The following is a 16,169-nucleotide window of genomic DNA, read 5'->3' as shown; positions in this document are numbered from 1 at the left end:
TCGACCGTCCTCCCCCGCCGGCCTCAGCGCAGCGAGCGCAGCGTGCGGTGGACCGCCGCGGCGACGGGCGCGGCGGTCTCGCTGCCGTGTCCGCCCTGGCTCACGACGGCGGCCACGACCCAGCGCGGCCGGTCCGCCGGGGCGTAGGAGACGAACCAGGCGGTGTCCCGGCTGCCGACGACCTCCCCGGTGCCGGTCTTGCCGGCCACCGGCCAGTCCCGCGGCATCGAGGCGAAGGCCGCGGACGCGGTGCCGCGGGTCACGACGTCGCGCAGGGCGCCCTGGAGGTACTCGCGGGTGGCGCGGGGCACGGGCGCCCGGCGGGTCGGCCCGGGGGCGACCCGGCTGCGTCGCCCGTCCGCGGGGTCGACGAGGGCGGCCCCGACGCGCGGGGTGCGCACGGTCCCGGACGTGCCGAGCGCCCCGTACATCACGGCCATCTGGAGCGGGGTGGCGAGCAGGTCGCCTTGCCCGATGGCGAGGTTCGCCGCGTCCCCGGCCCGCAGCTGCCAGCCGGCGTCGCAGTTCTCCTTCGCCACCGCCTTGAGGAAGACCCGCCGCTCCCGGTCCACGACCTCGGGGTAGCCGGTGCGGGCGCGGCGGCAGAGGTCGGCGCGGGTGTCCAGCCAGTGCTGCCGTCGCCAGGAGCGGTCGGGGACCCGACCGGCCGACTCCTGCGGCAGGTCGATGCCGGTCGCCCGCCCGAGGCCGAGCCCGCGCTCGACGGCCGAGAACGGGTCGGCGGCGTCGACCGGGGCGGTGAGCCCGCCGGAGCGCTGCCACTGCCGGAAGGCGAGCTCGTAGAACACCGTGTCGCACGAGATCTCGACGGCCTTGGCCAGGCTGATGTGGCCCTGGGGGAAGTTCTCGTAGTTCTTGAAGTCCTGGTTGCCGATCCGGTAGACGGCCGGGCAGTCGTAGGTGCCGTGCAGGTCGCTGCCGCCGCGGACGGCGGCCGCCACCGACGCCGGCTTGATCGTGCTCGCGGGGGCGTACGCGACGTCCGTCGCCCGCGAGAGCAGCGGCCGGCCGCCCCGCTCGTCGACGAGGTCCGCGTAGTCGTCCGCGGAGATCCCGCCGGACCACACGTCGAGGTCGTAGGTCGGCAGGCTGGCCAGCGCGGCGACGCGCCCCGTGCGCGGGTCGAGGACGACGACGCCGCCCGAGTCCGCCGCCCAGCCGCGCGTCCGGGCGGCCCGCATCTGCCTGTCCAGCGCCCTCTCGGCGACGGCCTGCACCCGCGCGTCGAGCGAGGTGACGAGGTCCCGGCCGGGGACGGGGTCGGTGTGGGACACGACCCCGGTGACCAGGCCCCGGGCGTCGACGGCGACGACGGTGCGTCCCGGCGTGCCCCGCAGCTGCGCGTCGTACTGCTCCTCCAGCCCGGCCCGCCCGACGAGGTCGTCGGCGACGAGCGTGCGCGACGTCTCGACCTCCTCGGCGCTCGCCGGGCCGAGGTAGCCGACGACCTGGGCGGCGCTCGCGCCCTTCGGGTGCGGGTAGACCCGGACCGCGCGGGAGGCGACGGCGACACCCGGGAAGCGCTCCGGCTGCTCGACCAGGCTCAGCGCCCGGCGCGCGTCGACGTCGTCGGCCAGCGGCACGGGCACCTGCGGGGAGCCCGACCAGCAGGCCGGGGCCGGCGGGGCGCCCTCCTCCCCGCAGAGCCAGGTCCGGCCGAGCAGCGCGGCCGGTCGCAGCCCGAGGACGCGGGCGACGTCGCGCACCTCGGCCTCGGCGGCGGCCCGGTCGTCGGCGATGACCCGGCGCTCGAGAGTGACGACGGTGCGGATGCGGTTGTCGGCGAGCGGCCGGCCGGCCCGGTCGAGGATGCGGCCGCGCAGGGCGGGGACGAGGACGGTCCGGGTGTCGAGGGCGCCCGTGTCCCGTCCGGCGACGTCGGTGAAGCCGGCCGCGCCCGCGAGCTGCACCTGGCCGAGCCGCCCGACGAGACCGCCGAAGGCGAGCAGGACCGCGACGAGCACGGCGACGAGCCGGCCGTGGTGCGAGACCGCCCGGCGCCCGGGCCTCATCCGAACCGCCGCCGCAGCAGGGCGCGCTCGGCGCCGACGACGACGGGCACGACGAGCGCGCCCGCGGTGGCGGTGAGCAGGACCCGCAGCGCCGTGCCGGTGAGGTCCACGGGCGCGGACACCGCAAGCGCCCGGACGACGTCGACCCCCGCGACGACGCAGGCCGCGGCGAGCGTGACGAGGGCGACGCGGGGCGCGGCGACCGGCCCCGCGTGCCGGAACCGGCCGGCGAGCAGCCCCGCGGCGGCGTAGGCCAGGGCGTGGGCCCCGAGGGGCTCGGCGCCGGGCGGCACGAGGTCGAGCACCCAGCCGCCGGCCAGCCCGGCCACGGCCCCCGCCCACGGGCCGCGGAACAGGGCCCACCCGACGACGAGGACGAGGACGAGGTCCGGGACGGGCGCCACGTGCCGGGCCCCGAGGGCGACGGCCAGCACGACGGCCGCGACGAGGGCCAGGCCGCGCCCCAGCGCCGCGAGGGCCGGCATCAGCCCGCCGCCCGGCGCGGTGACGGCGTGACGACCGGGCGCGGGGTGCGCCGCGGCGCCGGGACGACGACGGCGACGAGGTCGAGCGCGGTGACGTCGACGGCGGGCACGACGACACCGGTCGCCGCCAGCCGACCGGCCGGCCGCTCGACCTCGCGGACCGTCCCGACCCGCACACCGGGGACGAACGGCCGACCGTCGATGCTGCCGAGGGTGACGACCGGGTCGCCGTCGCGCATGGTGCCGCGCTCGACGAGGGCCAGCGAGAGGGTGCCGGGGGCGGGCGCGGCGGCACCGGGCGCGGCGGTCCCGGAGGCCTCGCCGAGGACGCCGCGCGCCCCCACCCGCACCCCCACGGACAGCTCGGGCGCACCGACGAGCAGCACGTCGCTCGTCCACGGGGCGACGGCGACGACCCGGCCGACGAGCCCGTCGGCCGACACGACCGTGCGGTCCACCTCGACCCCGTCGCGCGAGCCGGCGTCGATGGTCACCCGCTCCGGGCCGGCGGGGCCGGACGGCCCGACGCCGACGACCCGGGCGAGCACGACGGGGGTGCCGTCCACCCCGGGCGCGGCGAGCAGCCCGGCCAGCCGGTCGTCGGCGGCCGGGCCCGCCACGGCGGCCTGCACGGAGCCGCGCAGCCGCTCCTGCGCCGCGGGGTCGGCGCGCGGGGCGACGAGCCGTTCCAGCGGACCGAGCGCGGTGGCGGCCCCCGCCCGCAGCGGCCCGAGGCTCGTGAGCCCGGTGGCGTCGAGCGCGAGGACGAGGGCGGTGAGGACCACCGCGACGAGGACGAGCCGGCGCCTCATGAGCGGCGGGTGTCGACGAGGAGCCGCTCGAGGGTGCCGAACTCCTCGACGCACCGGCCGGCGCCGCGGGCGACGGCGCGCAGCGGCTCCTCGGCAGCGCGCACCGGGACCCCGAGCTCGTGCGAGAGCCGCTCGTCGAGGCCGCGCAGCAGCGCGCCACCGCCGGTGAGCGCGATGCCCCGGTCGACGACGTCGCCGGCGAGCTCGGGCGGGCAGACGTCGAGCACCGACCGGACGAGGTCGACGATCTGCGCGACCGGCGTCTCGATGGCGCGGCGCACCTCGGCCGACCCGATGGTCACCGTCTTGGGCAACCCGGTGACGAGGTCGCGCCCGCGCACCCGCTCGGCGATCTCCTCGGTGAGCGGGAAGGCCGACCCCGCGGCGATCTTCAGGCGCTCGGCGCTGGACTCCCCGAGCAGCAGCGAGTACTCGCTCTTGACGTGCGCGACGACGGCCTCGTCGATCTCGTCGCCGCCGGTGCGCACGGTGCGCGAGGTGACGATGCCGCCGAGGCTGATGACACCGACGTCCGTCGTCCCGCCGCCGATGTCGACGACCATCGAGGCCTCGGTACCCTCGACCGGCAGCCCGGCGCCGATCGCGGCGGCCATCGTCTCCTCGATGACGTACACCCGGCGGGCGCCCGAGCGCAGGGTCGCGTCCTCGAGCGCCCGGCGCTCGACGCTCGTGATGTCGCTCGGGACGCAGACGACGACCCGGGGCCGCACGAGGCGCGAGGGCGCCACCCGGTCGACGAACCAGCGGATCATCCGCTCGGTGACGTCGGCGTCGGAGATGACTCCGTCGCGCAGCGGCCGGACCGCGGTCACGGTCTCGGGCGTGCGGCCGAGCATCTCCTTGGCCCGGCTGCCGGCGGCGACGAGCCGGCTGGTGCCGGTGGCGACGGCGACGACGGACGGCTCGTCGAGGACGACGCCGCGGCCGCGCTCGTAGACGACGGTGTTCGCGGTGCCGAGGTCGATCGCGAGGTCCCTGCCGTAGGCCCAGCCCGCTGCCCAGCCGCTCATGGCCAGCAGGCTAGGTCGGGAGGAGGGCCCCGCCCGGGAGGCAACGCCGTGCCCCGGAGGCCCGTCCCCTCCCCGTGTGACGGATGTGACGGACGTGACGCACGAGGCGGTCTCGACCGGTCGGGTGGGCGCTAGCGTGGGCGTCGAAGAACCCAGGGGGACGACGATGGCGAGCATCGAGGCGACACCGCTGACCCGCACCGCGGCGGCACTCACGGTGCTCAGCGCGCTCGCGTGCCTCGCCGGCCTGCTCGCCTACTGGGCCACCGGCTTCCTCGACCCCGAGGCCGGCAGCGGCACCGGCGAGCGCCTCTTCCTCACCCTCGCCCCGGCCGTGCTCGTCGCCGTCGGGGTCTGGCTCCTGCTGCGCCGGGCGCCGACCGCCAGTGCGGTCGTGCGGCTCGCCGTCCTCGCGCTCGGCTGGGGCCTCTTCCTCGCCACCGGCTGACCCCTCGCGGGGGCCTCGAGGCGGGCGCCGGGCCCAGCCGGGAGCCGGCGGATCGGGGCCCGAGGTCGGGCCCGCGGGCCCATGGCAGGGCGGTGCACCGCCGGTTGACTGCGCCCATGGAGACTCGGCGGCGGTCCGAACGGGGGTCCTCCGCGCTCGACTACATCGGCATCCTCCTCGCCGTCGCGGGCGTCGTCGCCGCCGTCGGGTACGTCCTCGCCCCCCGCATCACGCCGACGACGGCCACCGCGTGGTGCATGGTCACCGGCCAGGGGAGCGCCGACTCCTGCGGCCGGGCCGTTCCCGCCGCCCTCCCCGACGCCGTGCCCGACCTGCCGTCCGGTCCGTGGTACGCCGACGACACCCTCACCCCCGAGCAGCGTGCGACGAAGGGGAGGTACGTCGGCCTCGGCGACTCGTACTCCTCGGGCGAGGGCGGGAGCGAGTACGAGCCCGGCACCGACGACGACAACCAGTGGAAGAAGTGGTGGGACCAGCACGGCCTGTGGCCCGGGGACGTGCACCAGAACATGTGCCACCGCTCCACCGGCGCCTACTCGCAGCAGGTCAGCGGCACCTTCACCTTCAAGGGCGGCTTCGGGTTCCACGCCTGCAGCGGCGCCGTCATCGACGACTTCTACGAGCCCAACGACCGGGTGCACCACGTCGAGCACCCGAACCGGCAGAACGAGGGCGAGGCGCCGCAGCTGGACGCCCTCGACGAGCACACGAGCCTCGTGACCTTCTCCGTCGGCGGCAACGACGTCGGGTTCGCCGAGGTGCTCACCGAGTGCGTCACGGCGACGGCCGTCTCCTTCTACGACGGCGTCAGCGGCGCTCCCCCGACGTCCTGCCGCGGCTCGCAGGCCGCCCGTGACGCCGCGGGCCGCATCCCCCTGACCCAGGCCCGGCTCACCCAGCTCCTCCAGGACATCCGGGAGCGGGCTCCGAACGCCCGCGTCGTCGTCGTCGGCTACCCCCGGTTCTTCCCCGCGGACCCGTCCTCGACCACCTCGATGATCCAGCCCGGGGACCAGCGGTGGATCAACGAGCAGGTCGGGGTGCTCGACGACGCCCTGCGCCAGGCCGTGCTCGACGCCGGCGGCGCCGACGCCGGGTTCGAGTTCGTCGACCCCCGCGACGCGTTCGAGGGGTGCGAGATCGGGACCGCGACCTCGTGCATGAACGGCCTGCGGGTCGGCTTCGGGGGCAACTTCGACAGCGGCAAGCCGGTGAGCAACGGCAGCTTCCACCCCAACGACGAGGGCCACCGTAGGATCGCCGCGTTGGTGGCCGAGCAGATCAGGAACGGACGGTGAGCGCCGTGTCCCCCGTCCGGGCGGCCGCCACAGTGGCCCTTCTCACCCTCGCCCTTGTCGGGTGCGGGGCCGGCGACGGCGCTGCCGAGCGCACCGGGTCGACCACGTCCCCCGGGTCCGCCACGCCTGCCGCGTCGCCCCCAGCGTCCCCCTCCCCCAGCCCCTCGGAGTCCACCGTGCCGAGCCCGCCGCCGCCCTTCGACCTCGAGGCCCAGCGGCGCGCGACGGCGGCCTACCCGCCCAAGGACCGGCTGCCGGACGGCTGGGCCCAGGTCGACCCGACGAAGGCCCTGCCGGCCTACCCCGGCGACCCCGAGTACTGCGGCGTGCGGCTGGAGCGCGGGACCGCCCCCGGGGCGGCGCTGCACCTGTACCAGGCGGGCGACTCCGGCCCCTACGTGCTGCAGTACACCTTCGTGCTGCCGCGGGGGGTGGCCGGGGACGTCATGGCCGACCTCGCCCCGGCCGTCGCCGCCTGCGTCGAGAAGGGACGGGACGCCGACGGGCGGGTCTTCGCCGCGCGGCGGGAGCCCACCGTCGGAGCAGAGTCGGTCTCCGTCGCCTTCGTTGCCGACGCCGGCGCGACCTCGCAGGTCACCGTCTTCCGGCGGGGCGACGCGCTCGTCGCGCTCGTCGGGTTCGACCAGGCGGGGCTGCCCCCGTTCGACGCGCTGTCGACGATCGCCGAGGGGGTCGACGCGCGGCTCCGGGCCTCCTGACGCGGGGCCCCCGCGGCGGTGGCCGCCCGGCGGGGCCGGTGGCTCAGAGCCCGGGGAACCAGATGTCGATCTCGCGCGCGGCGGACTCCGGGGAGTCGGAGCCGTGGACGATGTTCTTCTGGACCTTCTCGCCCCAGTCACGGCCGAGGTCGCCGCGGATCGAGCCCGGGGCGGCGGCGGTGGGGTCGGTGGCGCCGGCCAGCGCGCGGAAGCCCTCGATGCAGCGCTCGCCCTCGATGACGGCGGCGGTGACCGGCCCGGAGGACATGAACTCGACGAGCGGCTCGAAGAACGGCTTGCCCTCGTGCTCGGCGTAGTGCCGGTGCAGCATCTCCACCTCGGGGACGCGCACCTCGAGGGCGACGAGGGTGTACCCCTTGGCCTCGATGCGGCGCAGCACCTCGCCGGTGAGGCCGCGGGCGTGGCCGTCGGGCTTGACGAGGACGAGGGAGCGTTCGGTGGTCACGCGTCCACCCTAGTGGCCGGGCGCGCCGCTGCCCGGAGCGGCGTCACCGGCGGCCGCCTCCGCGGCGTGGCGGGCCACGAGGGCGTCGGCCTGGCGCCCCTTGACGAAGAGGAACACCCACAGGGCCGAGAAGATCAGCGCCACCGCGACCATCGAGTGCACGAGCACCGCGCTGGCCCAGGTGAGGGCCTGGACGACCCAGCCCACGGTGACGCCCACGGGCGAGCGCATGAGGCCGGCCCCGACGACGGACAGCGCCGCGAGACCGAGCCCGAGCCACAGCAGCCGGGTGGCCTCGGCGTCCCGGCCCTCGGCGACGGCGAACCCCCGCGCCACGAGGGCGAAGAAGACGAGGACGATCGCCTGCCCGACGAGCACGACGGCGAGGAGCCGGAAGGTCAGGCGCCCCTGACGGCCGACGAGCGGCAACGGCCTCACGCCTGGCCGCCCTGCTTCCACTTGTAGGTCTCGACCGCGGTCTTGGACTCCTTGAGCCCTACCCCGGTGGCCTCGCGGTAGAGCTTGATGGCCGCGATGAGGTTGTCCTGCGCCAGCTGGACGTCGATGGCCTGGCGGGCCTGGGCGGGCAGCTCCTCGACCGGGGTGAAGCGGACGTGGGTGGACAGCGAGGGCACACCGCCGGACCGCAGCGCGCGCACGACGTACCAGACGGCGACGACGACGGCGACGATGAGCAGGAGCCGGAACAGCCACATGGCACCAGGGTAGGCGAGTCCGGGCGCGTCGCCCGACGCGAGCGGACGCCCGGAGCGGCGATGATGCCGGACATGACCGACTCACGGGCCGTCGACGACCAGCGCGGGGTCCGGCGCGTCGTCGGTGTCGTCGCCGGGCTCAACCTCGCGGGGTTCGCGGTCGAGGCCGTCGTCGCGCTGCTCATCGGGTCGGTGGCGCTGGTGGCCGACTCCGTCGACTTCCTCGAGGACGCCGCGGTGAACCTGCTCATCGCCGTGGCACTGGGCTGGCCCCTGGCGCGCCGGGCGCTGGCCGGGCGCGCGATGGCCGTCATCATCCTCGTGCCGGCCCTGGCGGCGGCCTGGCAGGCCGTGGCCAAGGCGGGCGACCCCGTCCCGCCGGACGTCACCGCCCTCGTGCTCACGGCGCTCGGCGCGGCGGCGGTCAACGGCACCTGCGCGCTGCTCCTCGTCCGGGTCCGCCGCCACGGCGGGTCGATCGGCCGCGCGGCCTGGCTCTCGGCCCGCAACGACGTCGGCGTCAACCTCGCGGTCGTCGTCATGGCGGGGGTGACGGCGTGGACCCGTTCGGGCTGGCCGGACATCGTCCTCGGCGCCGGCATCGTCCTGCTCAACGCCACGGCCGCGCTCGAGGTCTGGCGGCTCGCGGGCCGCGAGCGACTCTCCGCGCTCGGGCCGCCGGCCCCCTGACGGACGTCACGACCGGCGGGTGACCGCCGTCCGGTGTCCCGGCCGATTTCGACCGGCACCCTCACTGGCATGGACCGACCTGCGGACCGCGCGAGGCGCCGCCGGCCCCGCGGGCTCCGGGCGGGTGCGAGCCCGCCGGCCGCGGGGTTCTGAGACGCTGTGTCGGTGAACGCCCCGTCGTGGCTCGACCGTCGTCGCGAGGACGACGACCTGACCCCGCGGGACCCCGGCGCGTCGCTCCCCTGGCAGCGGTTCGTGGGCCTGGTCGGGCTCGTCTACCTCGCGGACCCCCTGCTCGCCGGGTGGCGGCTCCGGGACACCGCGGACGGCCTCGTCGGGCTCGCGGCCGTCGTCGCGTTCGCGGCCGTGTGGGTGTGGCAGTTCGCGCAGGTCCGCCCCCTGCGGCCGGCCTGGGTCGAGGGTGCCTCGCCCGCCGGGACCCCGTGGCCGGTGCTCGTGCGCTACGGCGTCCTGTGCGTCCTCGTCGTGGTGGCGACGGTCTCCCTGGGCCAGGTCGCGACGGCGACCTGGGTGTTCCTCGCCGTCATCGGGCTGCTCACCTTCCGCGGCTGGCTCCCCTACGCCGTCGCCGCCGGGCTCGTCGTCCTGTACGAGGTGCTCGCCTACCGGCTCGACGCGTGGGAACGGGACAACAGCCAGAGCGTCGCCATCGCCCTCGCCGTGCTCGCGGTCACCGGGACCATGCTCGCGATGCGCCGCCAGCGCGACCTGGCCGAGGCCCGGCGCGAGAACGCCCGCCTAGCCGTCGAGGAGGAGCGCAACCGGGTGGCGCGCGACCTGCACGACATCCTCGGGCACTCGCTCACCGTCATCCGGGTCAAGGCCGAGCTCGCGACGCGGCTCGTCGACCTCGACCCCGGGAAGGCCAAGGCGGAGATGGCCGCCGTCGAGTCGCTCTCTCGCGAGGCGCTGGCCGACGTCCGCGGCGCCGTCGAGGGCTTCCGCGAGATCTCGCTCGCCGGGGAGATCGCCCGGGCCCGGGCCGCGCTGGAGTCGGCCGGCATCGAGGCCGACCTGCCGCGCCGGGTCGACGGCATCGACCCCGCCCTGCGCGAGCTCTACGCGTGGACGGTGCGCGAGGGCGTCACGAACGTCATCCGGCACAGCGGCGCCCGGGTCTGCCGGGTGCACATCGACGACGACGGGCTGCGGCTGTCCGACGACGGCCAGGTGACGATGCCGGGGCCGGCCGGTCGGCGGCAGGGGCACGGGCTCGGCGGGCTCGCCGAGCGCGCCCGCGCGGTCGGGGCGACGCTGAGCGCGCGCCGCGTCGACCCGCGCGGCTTCGAGCTCGTCGTCAGCGCGAACGGCAGCACCGGAGGTGACGCGTGACCATCCGACTCGTCCTGGCCGACGACCAGGCGCTCGTGCGGGGCGCCCTCGCGGCGCTGCTCGACCTCGAGCCCGACCTCGAGGTCGTCGGGCAGGCCGAGAACGGGGAGGAGGTGCTCACCGTCGTCGAGGAGACCGCGCCCGACGTCGTCCTCATGGACGTCGAGATGCCCGGCGGCGACGGCATCGAGGCGACGACCCGGATCCGCGAGCGCCACCCGTCGGTGCACGTCCTCGTCGTCACGACCTTCGGGCGACCGGGCTACCTGCGCCGGGCGATGCAGGCCGGCGCGTCCGGGTTCGTCGTCAAGGACACCCCGGCGGCGGGGCTGGCCGACGCCGTCCGGCGGGCGCACGCCGGGCTGCGGGTCGTCGACCCGGCCCTGGCCGCGGACTCGCTGGCGCTCGGGGACAGCCCGCTCACCCCGCGCGAGACCGAGGTGCTGCGCGCCGCCGCCACCGGCGCGACGATCGCGCAGATGGCGAAGTCGCTGTACCTGTCCGAGGGGACGGTGCGCAACCACCTCAGCTCGATCATCGGCAAGACGACCGCCCGCAACCGCGCCGACGCCGTCCGCGTCGCCCGCGACGCCGGCTGGCTCTGACCCCCACCCCCAACTCCCCCACCCCCGGCGGACATTTCGGGGTGACCCCGAAATGTCATCGAGACCCCGGGTTCGTAAGGGGGGTCTCGGTGACGTTCCGGGGTGTCGCGGGGGCGCCGTCCCCGACCGCCGGCGGACATTTCGGGGTGACCCCGAAATGTCACCGAGACCCCGGGTTCGTAAGGGGGGTCTCGGTGACGTTCCGGGGTGTCGCGGGGGCGGGCGGGCGTCAGACGTCGGTGGTGCCCAGGAGCAGGCGGACCTCGGCGGCGGTGACGACCGACCCGGTGGCGAGAACCCCGCCGCCGACGCCGCCCTCGTCGGCCAGCCCCGCGGCCCGGTCCAGGGCGTCGGGCAGGTCCTGGACGACGGTGACGCGGTGCTCGCCGAAGACGTCGTTCGCGATCTCGCCCAGCTCGGCGGGGCGCATGGAGCGCGGCGAGCTGTTGCGGGTGACGACGACCTCGTCGAACGCGGGCTCGAGGATCTCGAGCATCTCGGCGGCGTCCTTGTCCTTCATGACGGCGAGGACCCCGACGAGCTTGACGAACGTGAACGACTCGCCGAGCGCGTCCCGCAGCGCCCGCGCCCCGGCCGGGTTGTGCGCGGCGTCGACGACGACGGTCGGGCTGCGGCGGACGATCTCGAGGCGCCCGGGCGAGTCGACGGTGGCGAGCCCGGCCCGCAGCACCTCGATGTCCAGCGGCTGCTCCCCACCGCCGACGAACGCCTCGACGGCGGCGACGGCGACGGCGGCGTTCGACGCCTGGTGCGACCCGTGGAGCGGGAGGAAGAGGTCCGGGTAGTCGCCGGCCAGGCCCCGCAGGGAGATCTGCTGGCCGCCGAGCGCGACGTCCTGGGCGGTGACGCCGAAGTCGTTGCTCTCGAAGACGATCCGGGCGCCGACCTCGGTGGCGCGCTCCAGCAGCACCTCGGCGGCGTCCCGGTCCGGCTGCACCGCCGAGACGGTGATGGCGTCGGCCTTGATGATCCCGGCCTTCTCCTGCGCGATCTCCTCCGGGGTGTCGCCGAGGAAGTCGCGGTGGTCGACGTCGATGGGCAGGACGACGGACACCGGCGCGTCGACGACGTTCGTCGCGTCCCAGGCCCCGCCCATCCCGACCTCGACGACGGCGACGTCGACCGGCAGGTCCGCGAAGGCGGCGTAGGCCACGGCGACGAGCACCTCGAAGTACGTCATCCGCGGGCCGCCCTCGGCGCTCGAGCGGGCGTCGACGATCTCGACGAAGGGCGCGACGTCGTCCCACGCGGCGAGGAAGCGCTCGGCGTCGATCGGCCGCCCGCCGACGGCGATCCGCTCCAGCATCGAGTGCAGGTGCGGGCTCGTGAAGCGGCCGGTCTTCAGGCCCATCTCGCGCAGGACGGCCTCGACGATCCGCGAGGTGCTCGTCTTGCCGTTGGTGCCGGTGACGTGGACGACGGGGAAGGTGCGCTGCGGGTCGCCGAGCATCTCCATGACGGCGCGGATCCGGTCCAGCGAGGGCTGCAGGTCGTGCTCGGGCGCGCGGGCGAGGATCGACTCCTCGACCTCGCGCAGCCGCTTGCGGACCTCGAGCTGGTGCGCGGCCTCGCGCTGGGCGGCGTCGGGTGCGGGACTCACGGGCCCATCCTCCCGCACTCCCGGGGTGCAACGACGCCTACGGTGGCCCGATGAGCCGCGACGACGCCACCGCGAGCCGGGTCGACCGGATGCTCGCGGCGGCCCGCGCGCGCATCGACCGGCTGACCCCCGCCCAGGCCCGGGACGAGTGGGCCGCCGGCGCCGTCCTCGTCGACATCCGGCCCGCCTCCCAGCGCGCCGCCGAGGGCGAGGTGCCTGGCGCCCTCGTCGTCGAGCGCAACGTCCTGGAGTGGCGCTTCGACGCCACGAGCGACGCCGCCCTGCCGGTCGCCCACGACGACCTGCGCGTCGTCGTCCTCTGCCAGGAGGGCTACACCTCGAGCCTGGCCGCCGCCGCCCTCCGCGACGTCGGCGTCCACCGCGCCACCGACGTCGTCGGCGGGTTCGCCGCCTGGCGGGACGCGGGGCTGCCGGCCACGCCGCCGACCGACGTCGCCCCCTGACGGCACGCTCCGGGCGGAGGCCGACTCGGCCGCGACGGGTGGGCCGGGAGGTCAGCGGCGGGTGACCCGCACGTGGGCCTTGTGACCGTCGCCGACGACGACCACGGCGACGCCGGACCCGTCCGCGGACTCCAGCGCCGCGACCTCCTCGGCCAGGGTCTCCCCCGCGAGCAGGGTGCGGTGCGCCTCGACCGCGGCGAGCACCTCCTCGTCCCCGCCGACCTCGAGCAGGATCCGGTCCGAGACCTCGAAGCCGGCCTCGCGGCGGGCCTGCTGGACGGCCCGGACGAGGTCGCGGGCGACGCCCTCGCGCAGCAGGTCCTCCCCGACCTCGGTGTCGAGGACGACGAACCCGCCGCCAGGCAGCATGGCCGTGGCCCGGGACCCGCCGGCCGCGGCGTCGACGACCGTCTCCAGGGTGTACTCCCCCTCGACGAGCGCCAGGCCGCCGGCGAGGACCGTGCCGTCCTCGCCCACCGACCAGTCGCCGGACTTCGACCCCTTGATCGCCGTCTGCACCTCCCTCCCCAGCCGCGGACCGGCGGCCCGAGCGTTGACGGTCAGCCGCCGGGTGATGCCGAAGTCCGCCGCCGACGCGTCCGCGACGTCGACGAGCTCGACCGCCTTGACGTTGAGCTCGTCGCGCACGATGCCCGCGAAAGGCTGGAGCCCGTCCGGGTCGGACGTGACGACGGTGAGCGAGCGCAGCGGCAGGCGCACCCGCAGCCCCTCGGCCTTGCGCAGCGAGGAGCCGGTGGAGCACACCGCCCGCACCTGGTCCATGGCCGCGACGAGTGCGTCGTCCTCGGGCAGGTCGACGGCCGACGGCCAGTCCGCCAGGTGCACCGACCGCTCACCGGTGAGGCCGCGCCAGACCTCCTCGGTGACCAGCGGCAGCAGCGGGGCGGCGAGCCGGCTCACGACCTCGAGCGTCGTGTACAGCGTGTCGAAGGCCTCGCCGGAGCGGCGCGCGTCACCGGCGCCGGTGTCCCAGAACCGCTCCCGGGAGCGGCGGATGTACCAGTTGGTGAGCACGTCGACGAAGCCGCGCACCGACTCGCAGGCGCCCGGCACGTCGTAGACGTCCATCTGCGCGGTGACGGTCTCGACGAGCCGCCGCAGCGTGGCCAGCAGGTACCGGTCGAGCGGGTCGGTGCTCTCCGTCGACCACCGCGCGTCGTGCCCCGCCCCGCCGTCCGCGGCGTTGGCGTAGAGCGAGAAGAAGTACCAGGAGGACCACAGCGGCAGGACGACCTGGCGCACGCCGTCGCGGATGCCCTCCTCGGTGACGACGAGGTTGCCGCCGCGCAGGATCGGGCTGGACATGAGGAACCAGCGCATCGCGTCGGCGCCGTCGCGGTCGAAGACCTCGGTGACGTCGGGGTAGTTGCGCAGCGACTTGCTCATCTTCTGGCCGTCGTGGCCGAGGACGATGCCGTGGCTGATGCACGTCTCGAACGCGGGCCGGTCGAACAGCGCCGTCGCGAGGATGTGCAGCGTGTAGAACCAGCCGCGGGTCTGCCCGATGTACTCGACGATGAAGTCGGCCGGGAAGTGCGCGTCCGAGGACGCGGTGCCGGCGAACCAGTCGGCGTTCTCGAACGGGTAGTGCACCTGGGCGTAGGACATCGAGCCGGAGTCGAACCACACGTCGAGGACGTCGGCCACCCGGCGCATCGTCGAGCGGCCGGTGGGGTCGTCGGGGTTCGGCCGGGTCAGCTCGTCGACGAACGGCCGGTGCAGGTCGGGGTTGCCGTCCCGGTCGCGCGGCAGGTCGCCGAAGTCGCGCTCCAGCTCCGCGAACGAGCCGTAGACGTCGAGCCGCGGGTACGCCGGGTCGTCGGACTTCCACACCGGGACCGGGCTGCCCCAGAACCGGTTCCGGGTGATCGACCAGTCACGGGCGTTCTCGAGCCACTTGCCGAACTGGCCGTCCTTGACGTGCTCGGGCACCCAGGTGATCTGCTGGTTGAGCTCGAGCATCCGCTCCTTGACGGCCGTGACCTCGACGAACCAGGACTCGACACCCTTGTAGATGATGGGCTCGCGGCAGCGCCAGCAGTGCGGGTAGCTGTGGTCGTAGGTCTCGCGGCGCAGCAGCACCGTCCCCGGCGTCACCGACCCGGTCGGGCCCTGGCCCCGGGTCGCCGCCTTGAGGTGGTCGATGATGAGCAGGTTGGCGTCGAAGACGAGCACGCCCTCGTAGTCGGCCACCGGCGCCGTGAAGCGCCCGTCCTTGCCGACCGGCATGACGGCCTCGATCCCCTCGCGGTCGACGACCTCCTTGTCGACCTCACCGAACGCACCGGCGGTGTGGACGACCCCGGTGCCGTCGGTCGTCGTCACGGCGTCGTCGGCGGCGACCACCCGGAAGGCGCCCTCGTGGCCCTCGAAGTACGAGAACGGCGGGGTGTAGCGGCGCCCCACGAGGTCGGCGCCCCGGTAGCGCCCGAGCACGGCGAAGCCCCCGTCGGCGTCGGCCAGCTCGCGGGCGTACTGCGGCAGGCGGGCCTCGGCCAGGACGTAGCGGGTCGTGCCGTCCGTCCCCGGCACCGGCGCCTCGACCACGACGTAGTCGATCTCGGAGCCGACCATGGCGGCGAGGTTCGACGGCAGCGTCCACGGCGTCGTCGTCCAGATCAGCAGGTGCGCACCGTCGAGCACGGGGTCGGTGCCGGTGTCGTCCAGCCGGTACCCGACGGTGACCGCCGGGTCCTGGCGCATCCGGTAGGACTCCTCGTCCATCCGCAGCTCGTGGTTGGACAGCGGCGTCTCGTCGTTCCAGCAGTAGGGCAGGACGCGGAAGCCCTTGTAGACGTACCCCTTGTCGTGTAAGGACTTGAAGGCCCAGATGACCGACTCCATGTAGTCGGCGTTCATCGTCCGGTAGTCGTGGTCGAAGTCGACCCAGCGGGCCTGGCGGGTCACGTAGTCGCGCCACTCCCCGGTGTACTTCATCACCGACTGCCGGCAGGCCTCGTTGAACCTCTCGATCCCCAGCTCGAGGATCTCGTCGGTGGTCTTGATGCCGTTGAGGCGCATGGCCTCGAGCTCGGCGGGCAGGCCGTGGGTGTCCCAGCCGAAGCGGCGCTCGACGCGGTTGCCGCGCATCGTCCGGTAGCGCGGGACGACGTCCTTGACGTAGCCGGTGAGCAGGTGGCCGTAGTGCGGCAGGCCGTTGGCGAACGGCGGGCCGTCGTAGAAGACGAACTCGTTCTCGCCGCGCTCGCCGGGGTCGCGGGCGTCGATCGAGGCCTGGAAGGTGCCGTCGGCCGCCCAGTACGCGAGGACGGCCTCCTCGACCTCGGGCAGCCGGGGGCTCGCGGGCACGCCGAACGCGGCGCCCCGGTGCTCGCCGGTGGTGGACACCTTGGGGTAGGTCATCGGAGGTGCTCCTGCGGGTCGTC

The 16,169-nt window shown here is 75.3% G+C and carries 16 protein-coding genes; 7 read left to right on the top strand and 9 right to left on the bottom strand.

Translation table 11 applies throughout. The annotated features are described in order from the left end of the window. Positions 1-23: 23 nt before the first annotated feature. From mrdA to mreB, 4 genes are read right to left on the bottom strand one after another with little or no spacing between them, the layout of a single operon-like run. On the bottom strand, positions 24-2,033 hold the full coding sequence (gene mrdA, locus EPD83_RS04535; protein ID WP_128365465.1) for a penicillin-binding protein 2: 2,010 nt from the start codon (positions 2,031-2,033) through the stop codon (positions 24-26). Continuing rightward, the gene (mreD, locus tag EPD83_RS04530) at positions 2,030-2,518 is read right to left on the bottom strand and encodes a rod shape-determining protein MreD (RefSeq protein WP_128365466.1); all 489 of its coding nucleotides are present in this window, start codon (positions 2,516-2,518) and stop codon (positions 2,030-2,032) included. The genes mrdA and mreD overlap by 4 nt, the downstream gene beginning before the upstream one ends. After that, positions 2,518-3,330 carry a rod shape-determining protein MreC gene (gene mreC / locus EPD83_RS04525; protein ID WP_128365467.1) on the bottom strand — a complete coding sequence of 271 codons (813 nt, stop codon included), beginning with the start codon at positions 3,328-3,330 and terminating at the stop codon, positions 2,518-2,520. Before mreC ends, mreD begins: the two co-directional genes overlap by 1 nt. Further along, positions 3,327-4,361, bottom strand: coding sequence for a rod shape-determining protein (gene mreB / locus EPD83_RS04520; RefSeq protein ID WP_128365468.1), 1,035 nt, complete (start codon positions 4,359-4,361; stop codon positions 3,327-3,329). Before mreB ends, mreC begins: the two co-directional genes overlap by 4 nt. 166 nt (positions 4,362-4,527) lie before the next feature. Here mreB and EPD83_RS04515 point away from each other — a divergent pair, with 166 nt between their 5' ends. From EPD83_RS04515 to EPD83_RS04505, 3 genes are all read left to right on the top strand, one after another. Further along, positions 4,528-4,809 carry a hypothetical protein gene (locus EPD83_RS04515; RefSeq protein ID WP_128367848.1) on the top strand — a complete coding sequence of 94 codons (282 nt, stop codon included), beginning with the start codon at positions 4,528-4,530 and terminating at the stop codon, positions 4,807-4,809. A 116-nt stretch (positions 4,810-4,925) separates the two neighbouring features. Further along, complete coding sequence (locus EPD83_RS04510; RefSeq protein WP_128367847.1) at positions 4,926-6,128, top strand: SGNH/GDSL hydrolase family protein; 1,203 nt, start codon at positions 4,926-4,928, stop codon at positions 6,126-6,128. Between the two features lie 176 nt (positions 6,129-6,304). Further along, entirely contained in the window at positions 6,305-6,847 is a 543-nt protein-coding gene (locus EPD83_RS04505; protein ID WP_165566268.1) for a hypothetical protein, read from the top strand. Between the two features lie 43 nt (positions 6,848-6,890). Here the strand turns inward: EPD83_RS04505 and ndk are convergent, their stop codons facing one another. From ndk to EPD83_RS04490, 3 genes are read right to left on the bottom strand one after another with little or no spacing between them, the layout of a single operon-like run. Then, the gene (gene ndk / locus EPD83_RS04500) at positions 6,891-7,313 is read right to left on the bottom strand and encodes a nucleoside-diphosphate kinase (protein ID WP_165566267.1); all 423 of its coding nucleotides are present in this window, start codon (positions 7,311-7,313) and stop codon (positions 6,891-6,893) included. A 9-nt stretch (positions 7,314-7,322) separates the two neighbouring features. Beyond that, entirely contained in the window at positions 7,323-7,751 is a 429-nt protein-coding gene (locus EPD83_RS04495) for a DUF4233 domain-containing protein (RefSeq protein WP_235950342.1), read from the bottom strand. Then, positions 7,748-8,029, bottom strand: coding sequence for a hypothetical protein (locus tag EPD83_RS04490; protein ID WP_128368074.1), 282 nt, complete (start codon positions 8,027-8,029; stop codon positions 7,748-7,750). Before EPD83_RS04490 ends, EPD83_RS04495 begins: the two co-directional genes overlap by 4 nt. 72 nt (positions 8,030-8,101) lie before the next feature. Here EPD83_RS04490 and EPD83_RS04485 point away from each other — a divergent pair, with 72 nt between their 5' ends. The 3 genes from EPD83_RS04485 (at position 8,102) to EPD83_RS04475 (ending at position 10,677) form a co-directional block, all read left to right on the top strand. Beyond that, positions 8,102-8,719, top strand: a complete 618-nt coding sequence (locus EPD83_RS04485; RefSeq protein WP_128368073.1) for a cation transporter — start codon at positions 8,102-8,104, stop codon at positions 8,717-8,719. Between the two features lie 165 nt (positions 8,720-8,884). After that, positions 8,885-10,072 carry a sensor histidine kinase gene (locus EPD83_RS20550; RefSeq protein ID WP_128368072.1) on the top strand — a complete coding sequence of 396 codons (1,188 nt, stop codon included), beginning with the start codon at positions 8,885-8,887 and terminating at the stop codon, positions 10,070-10,072. Then, positions 10,069-10,677, top strand: coding sequence for a response regulator transcription factor (locus EPD83_RS04475; RefSeq protein ID WP_128368157.1), 609 nt, complete (start codon positions 10,069-10,071; stop codon positions 10,675-10,677). The genes EPD83_RS20550 and EPD83_RS04475 overlap by 4 nt, the downstream gene beginning before the upstream one ends. 229 nt (positions 10,678-10,906) lie before the next feature. Here EPD83_RS04475 and EPD83_RS04470 read toward each other — a convergent pair whose 3' ends face one another. Then, positions 10,907-12,298, bottom strand: coding sequence for a bifunctional folylpolyglutamate synthase/dihydrofolate synthase (locus tag EPD83_RS04470; protein WP_128368156.1), 1,392 nt, complete (start codon positions 12,296-12,298; stop codon positions 10,907-10,909). A gap of 50 nt (positions 12,299-12,348) precedes the next feature. On the opposite strand from EPD83_RS04470, the gene EPD83_RS04465 reads away from it, so the two are divergent. Then, complete coding sequence (locus EPD83_RS04465) at positions 12,349-12,762, top strand: rhodanese-like domain-containing protein (protein ID WP_128368155.1); 414 nt, start codon at positions 12,349-12,351, stop codon at positions 12,760-12,762. A gap of 51 nt (positions 12,763-12,813) precedes the next feature. Here EPD83_RS04465 and ileS read toward each other — a convergent pair whose 3' ends face one another. Then, positions 12,814-16,146 carry an isoleucine--tRNA ligase gene (ileS, locus tag EPD83_RS04460; RefSeq protein WP_165566266.1) on the bottom strand — a complete coding sequence of 1,111 codons (3,333 nt, stop codon included), beginning with the start codon at positions 16,144-16,146 and terminating at the stop codon, positions 12,814-12,816. Positions 16,147-16,169 lie beyond the last annotated feature (23 nt).

The organism is Phycicoccus flavus, from assembly GCF_004025965.2.
In the GTDB taxonomy this organism is placed as follows: Bacteria; Actinomycetota; Actinomycetes; order Actinomycetales; family Dermatophilaceae; genus Phycicoccus; species Phycicoccus flavus.
Note: the sequence above shows the minus strand (reverse complement) of the source record. Positions and strands in the feature narration are given on the sequence as shown.

Excerpts from the sequence above, each read along its gene's own strand:
- mrdA (WP_128365465.1), bottom strand. The coding sequence starts at position 2,033 with ATGAGGCCCGGGCGCCGGGCGGTCTCGCACCACGGCCGGCTCGTCGCC.
- mreD (WP_128365466.1), bottom strand. The coding sequence starts at position 2,518 with ATGCCGGCCCTCGCGGCGCTGGGGCGCGGCCTGGCCCTCGTCGCGGCC.
- mreC (WP_128365467.1), bottom strand. The coding sequence starts at position 3,330 with ATGAGGCGCCGGCTCGTCCTCGTCGCGGTGGTCCTCACCGCCCTCGTC.
- mreB (WP_128365468.1), bottom strand. The coding sequence starts at position 4,361 with ATGAGCGGCTGGGCAGCGGGCTGGGCCTACGGCAGGGACCTCGCGATC.
- EPD83_RS04515 (WP_128367848.1), top strand. The coding sequence starts at position 4,528 with ATGGCGAGCATCGAGGCGACACCGCTGACCCGCACCGCGGCGGCACTC.
- EPD83_RS04510 (WP_128367847.1), top strand. The coding sequence starts at position 4,926 with ATGGAGACTCGGCGGCGGTCCGAACGGGGGTCCTCCGCGCTCGACTAC.
- EPD83_RS04490 (WP_128368074.1), bottom strand. The coding sequence starts at position 8,029 with ATGTGGCTGTTCCGGCTCCTGCTCATCGTCGCCGTCGTCGTCGCCGTC.
- EPD83_RS04485 (WP_128368073.1), top strand. The coding sequence starts at position 8,102 with ATGACCGACTCACGGGCCGTCGACGACCAGCGCGGGGTCCGGCGCGTC.
- EPD83_RS04465 (WP_128368155.1), top strand. The coding sequence starts at position 12,349 with ATGAGCCGCGACGACGCCACCGCGAGCCGGGTCGACCGGATGCTCGCG.
- ileS (WP_165566266.1), bottom strand. The coding sequence starts at position 16,146 with ATGACCTACCCCAAGGTGTCCACCACCGGCGAGCACCGGGGCGCCGCG.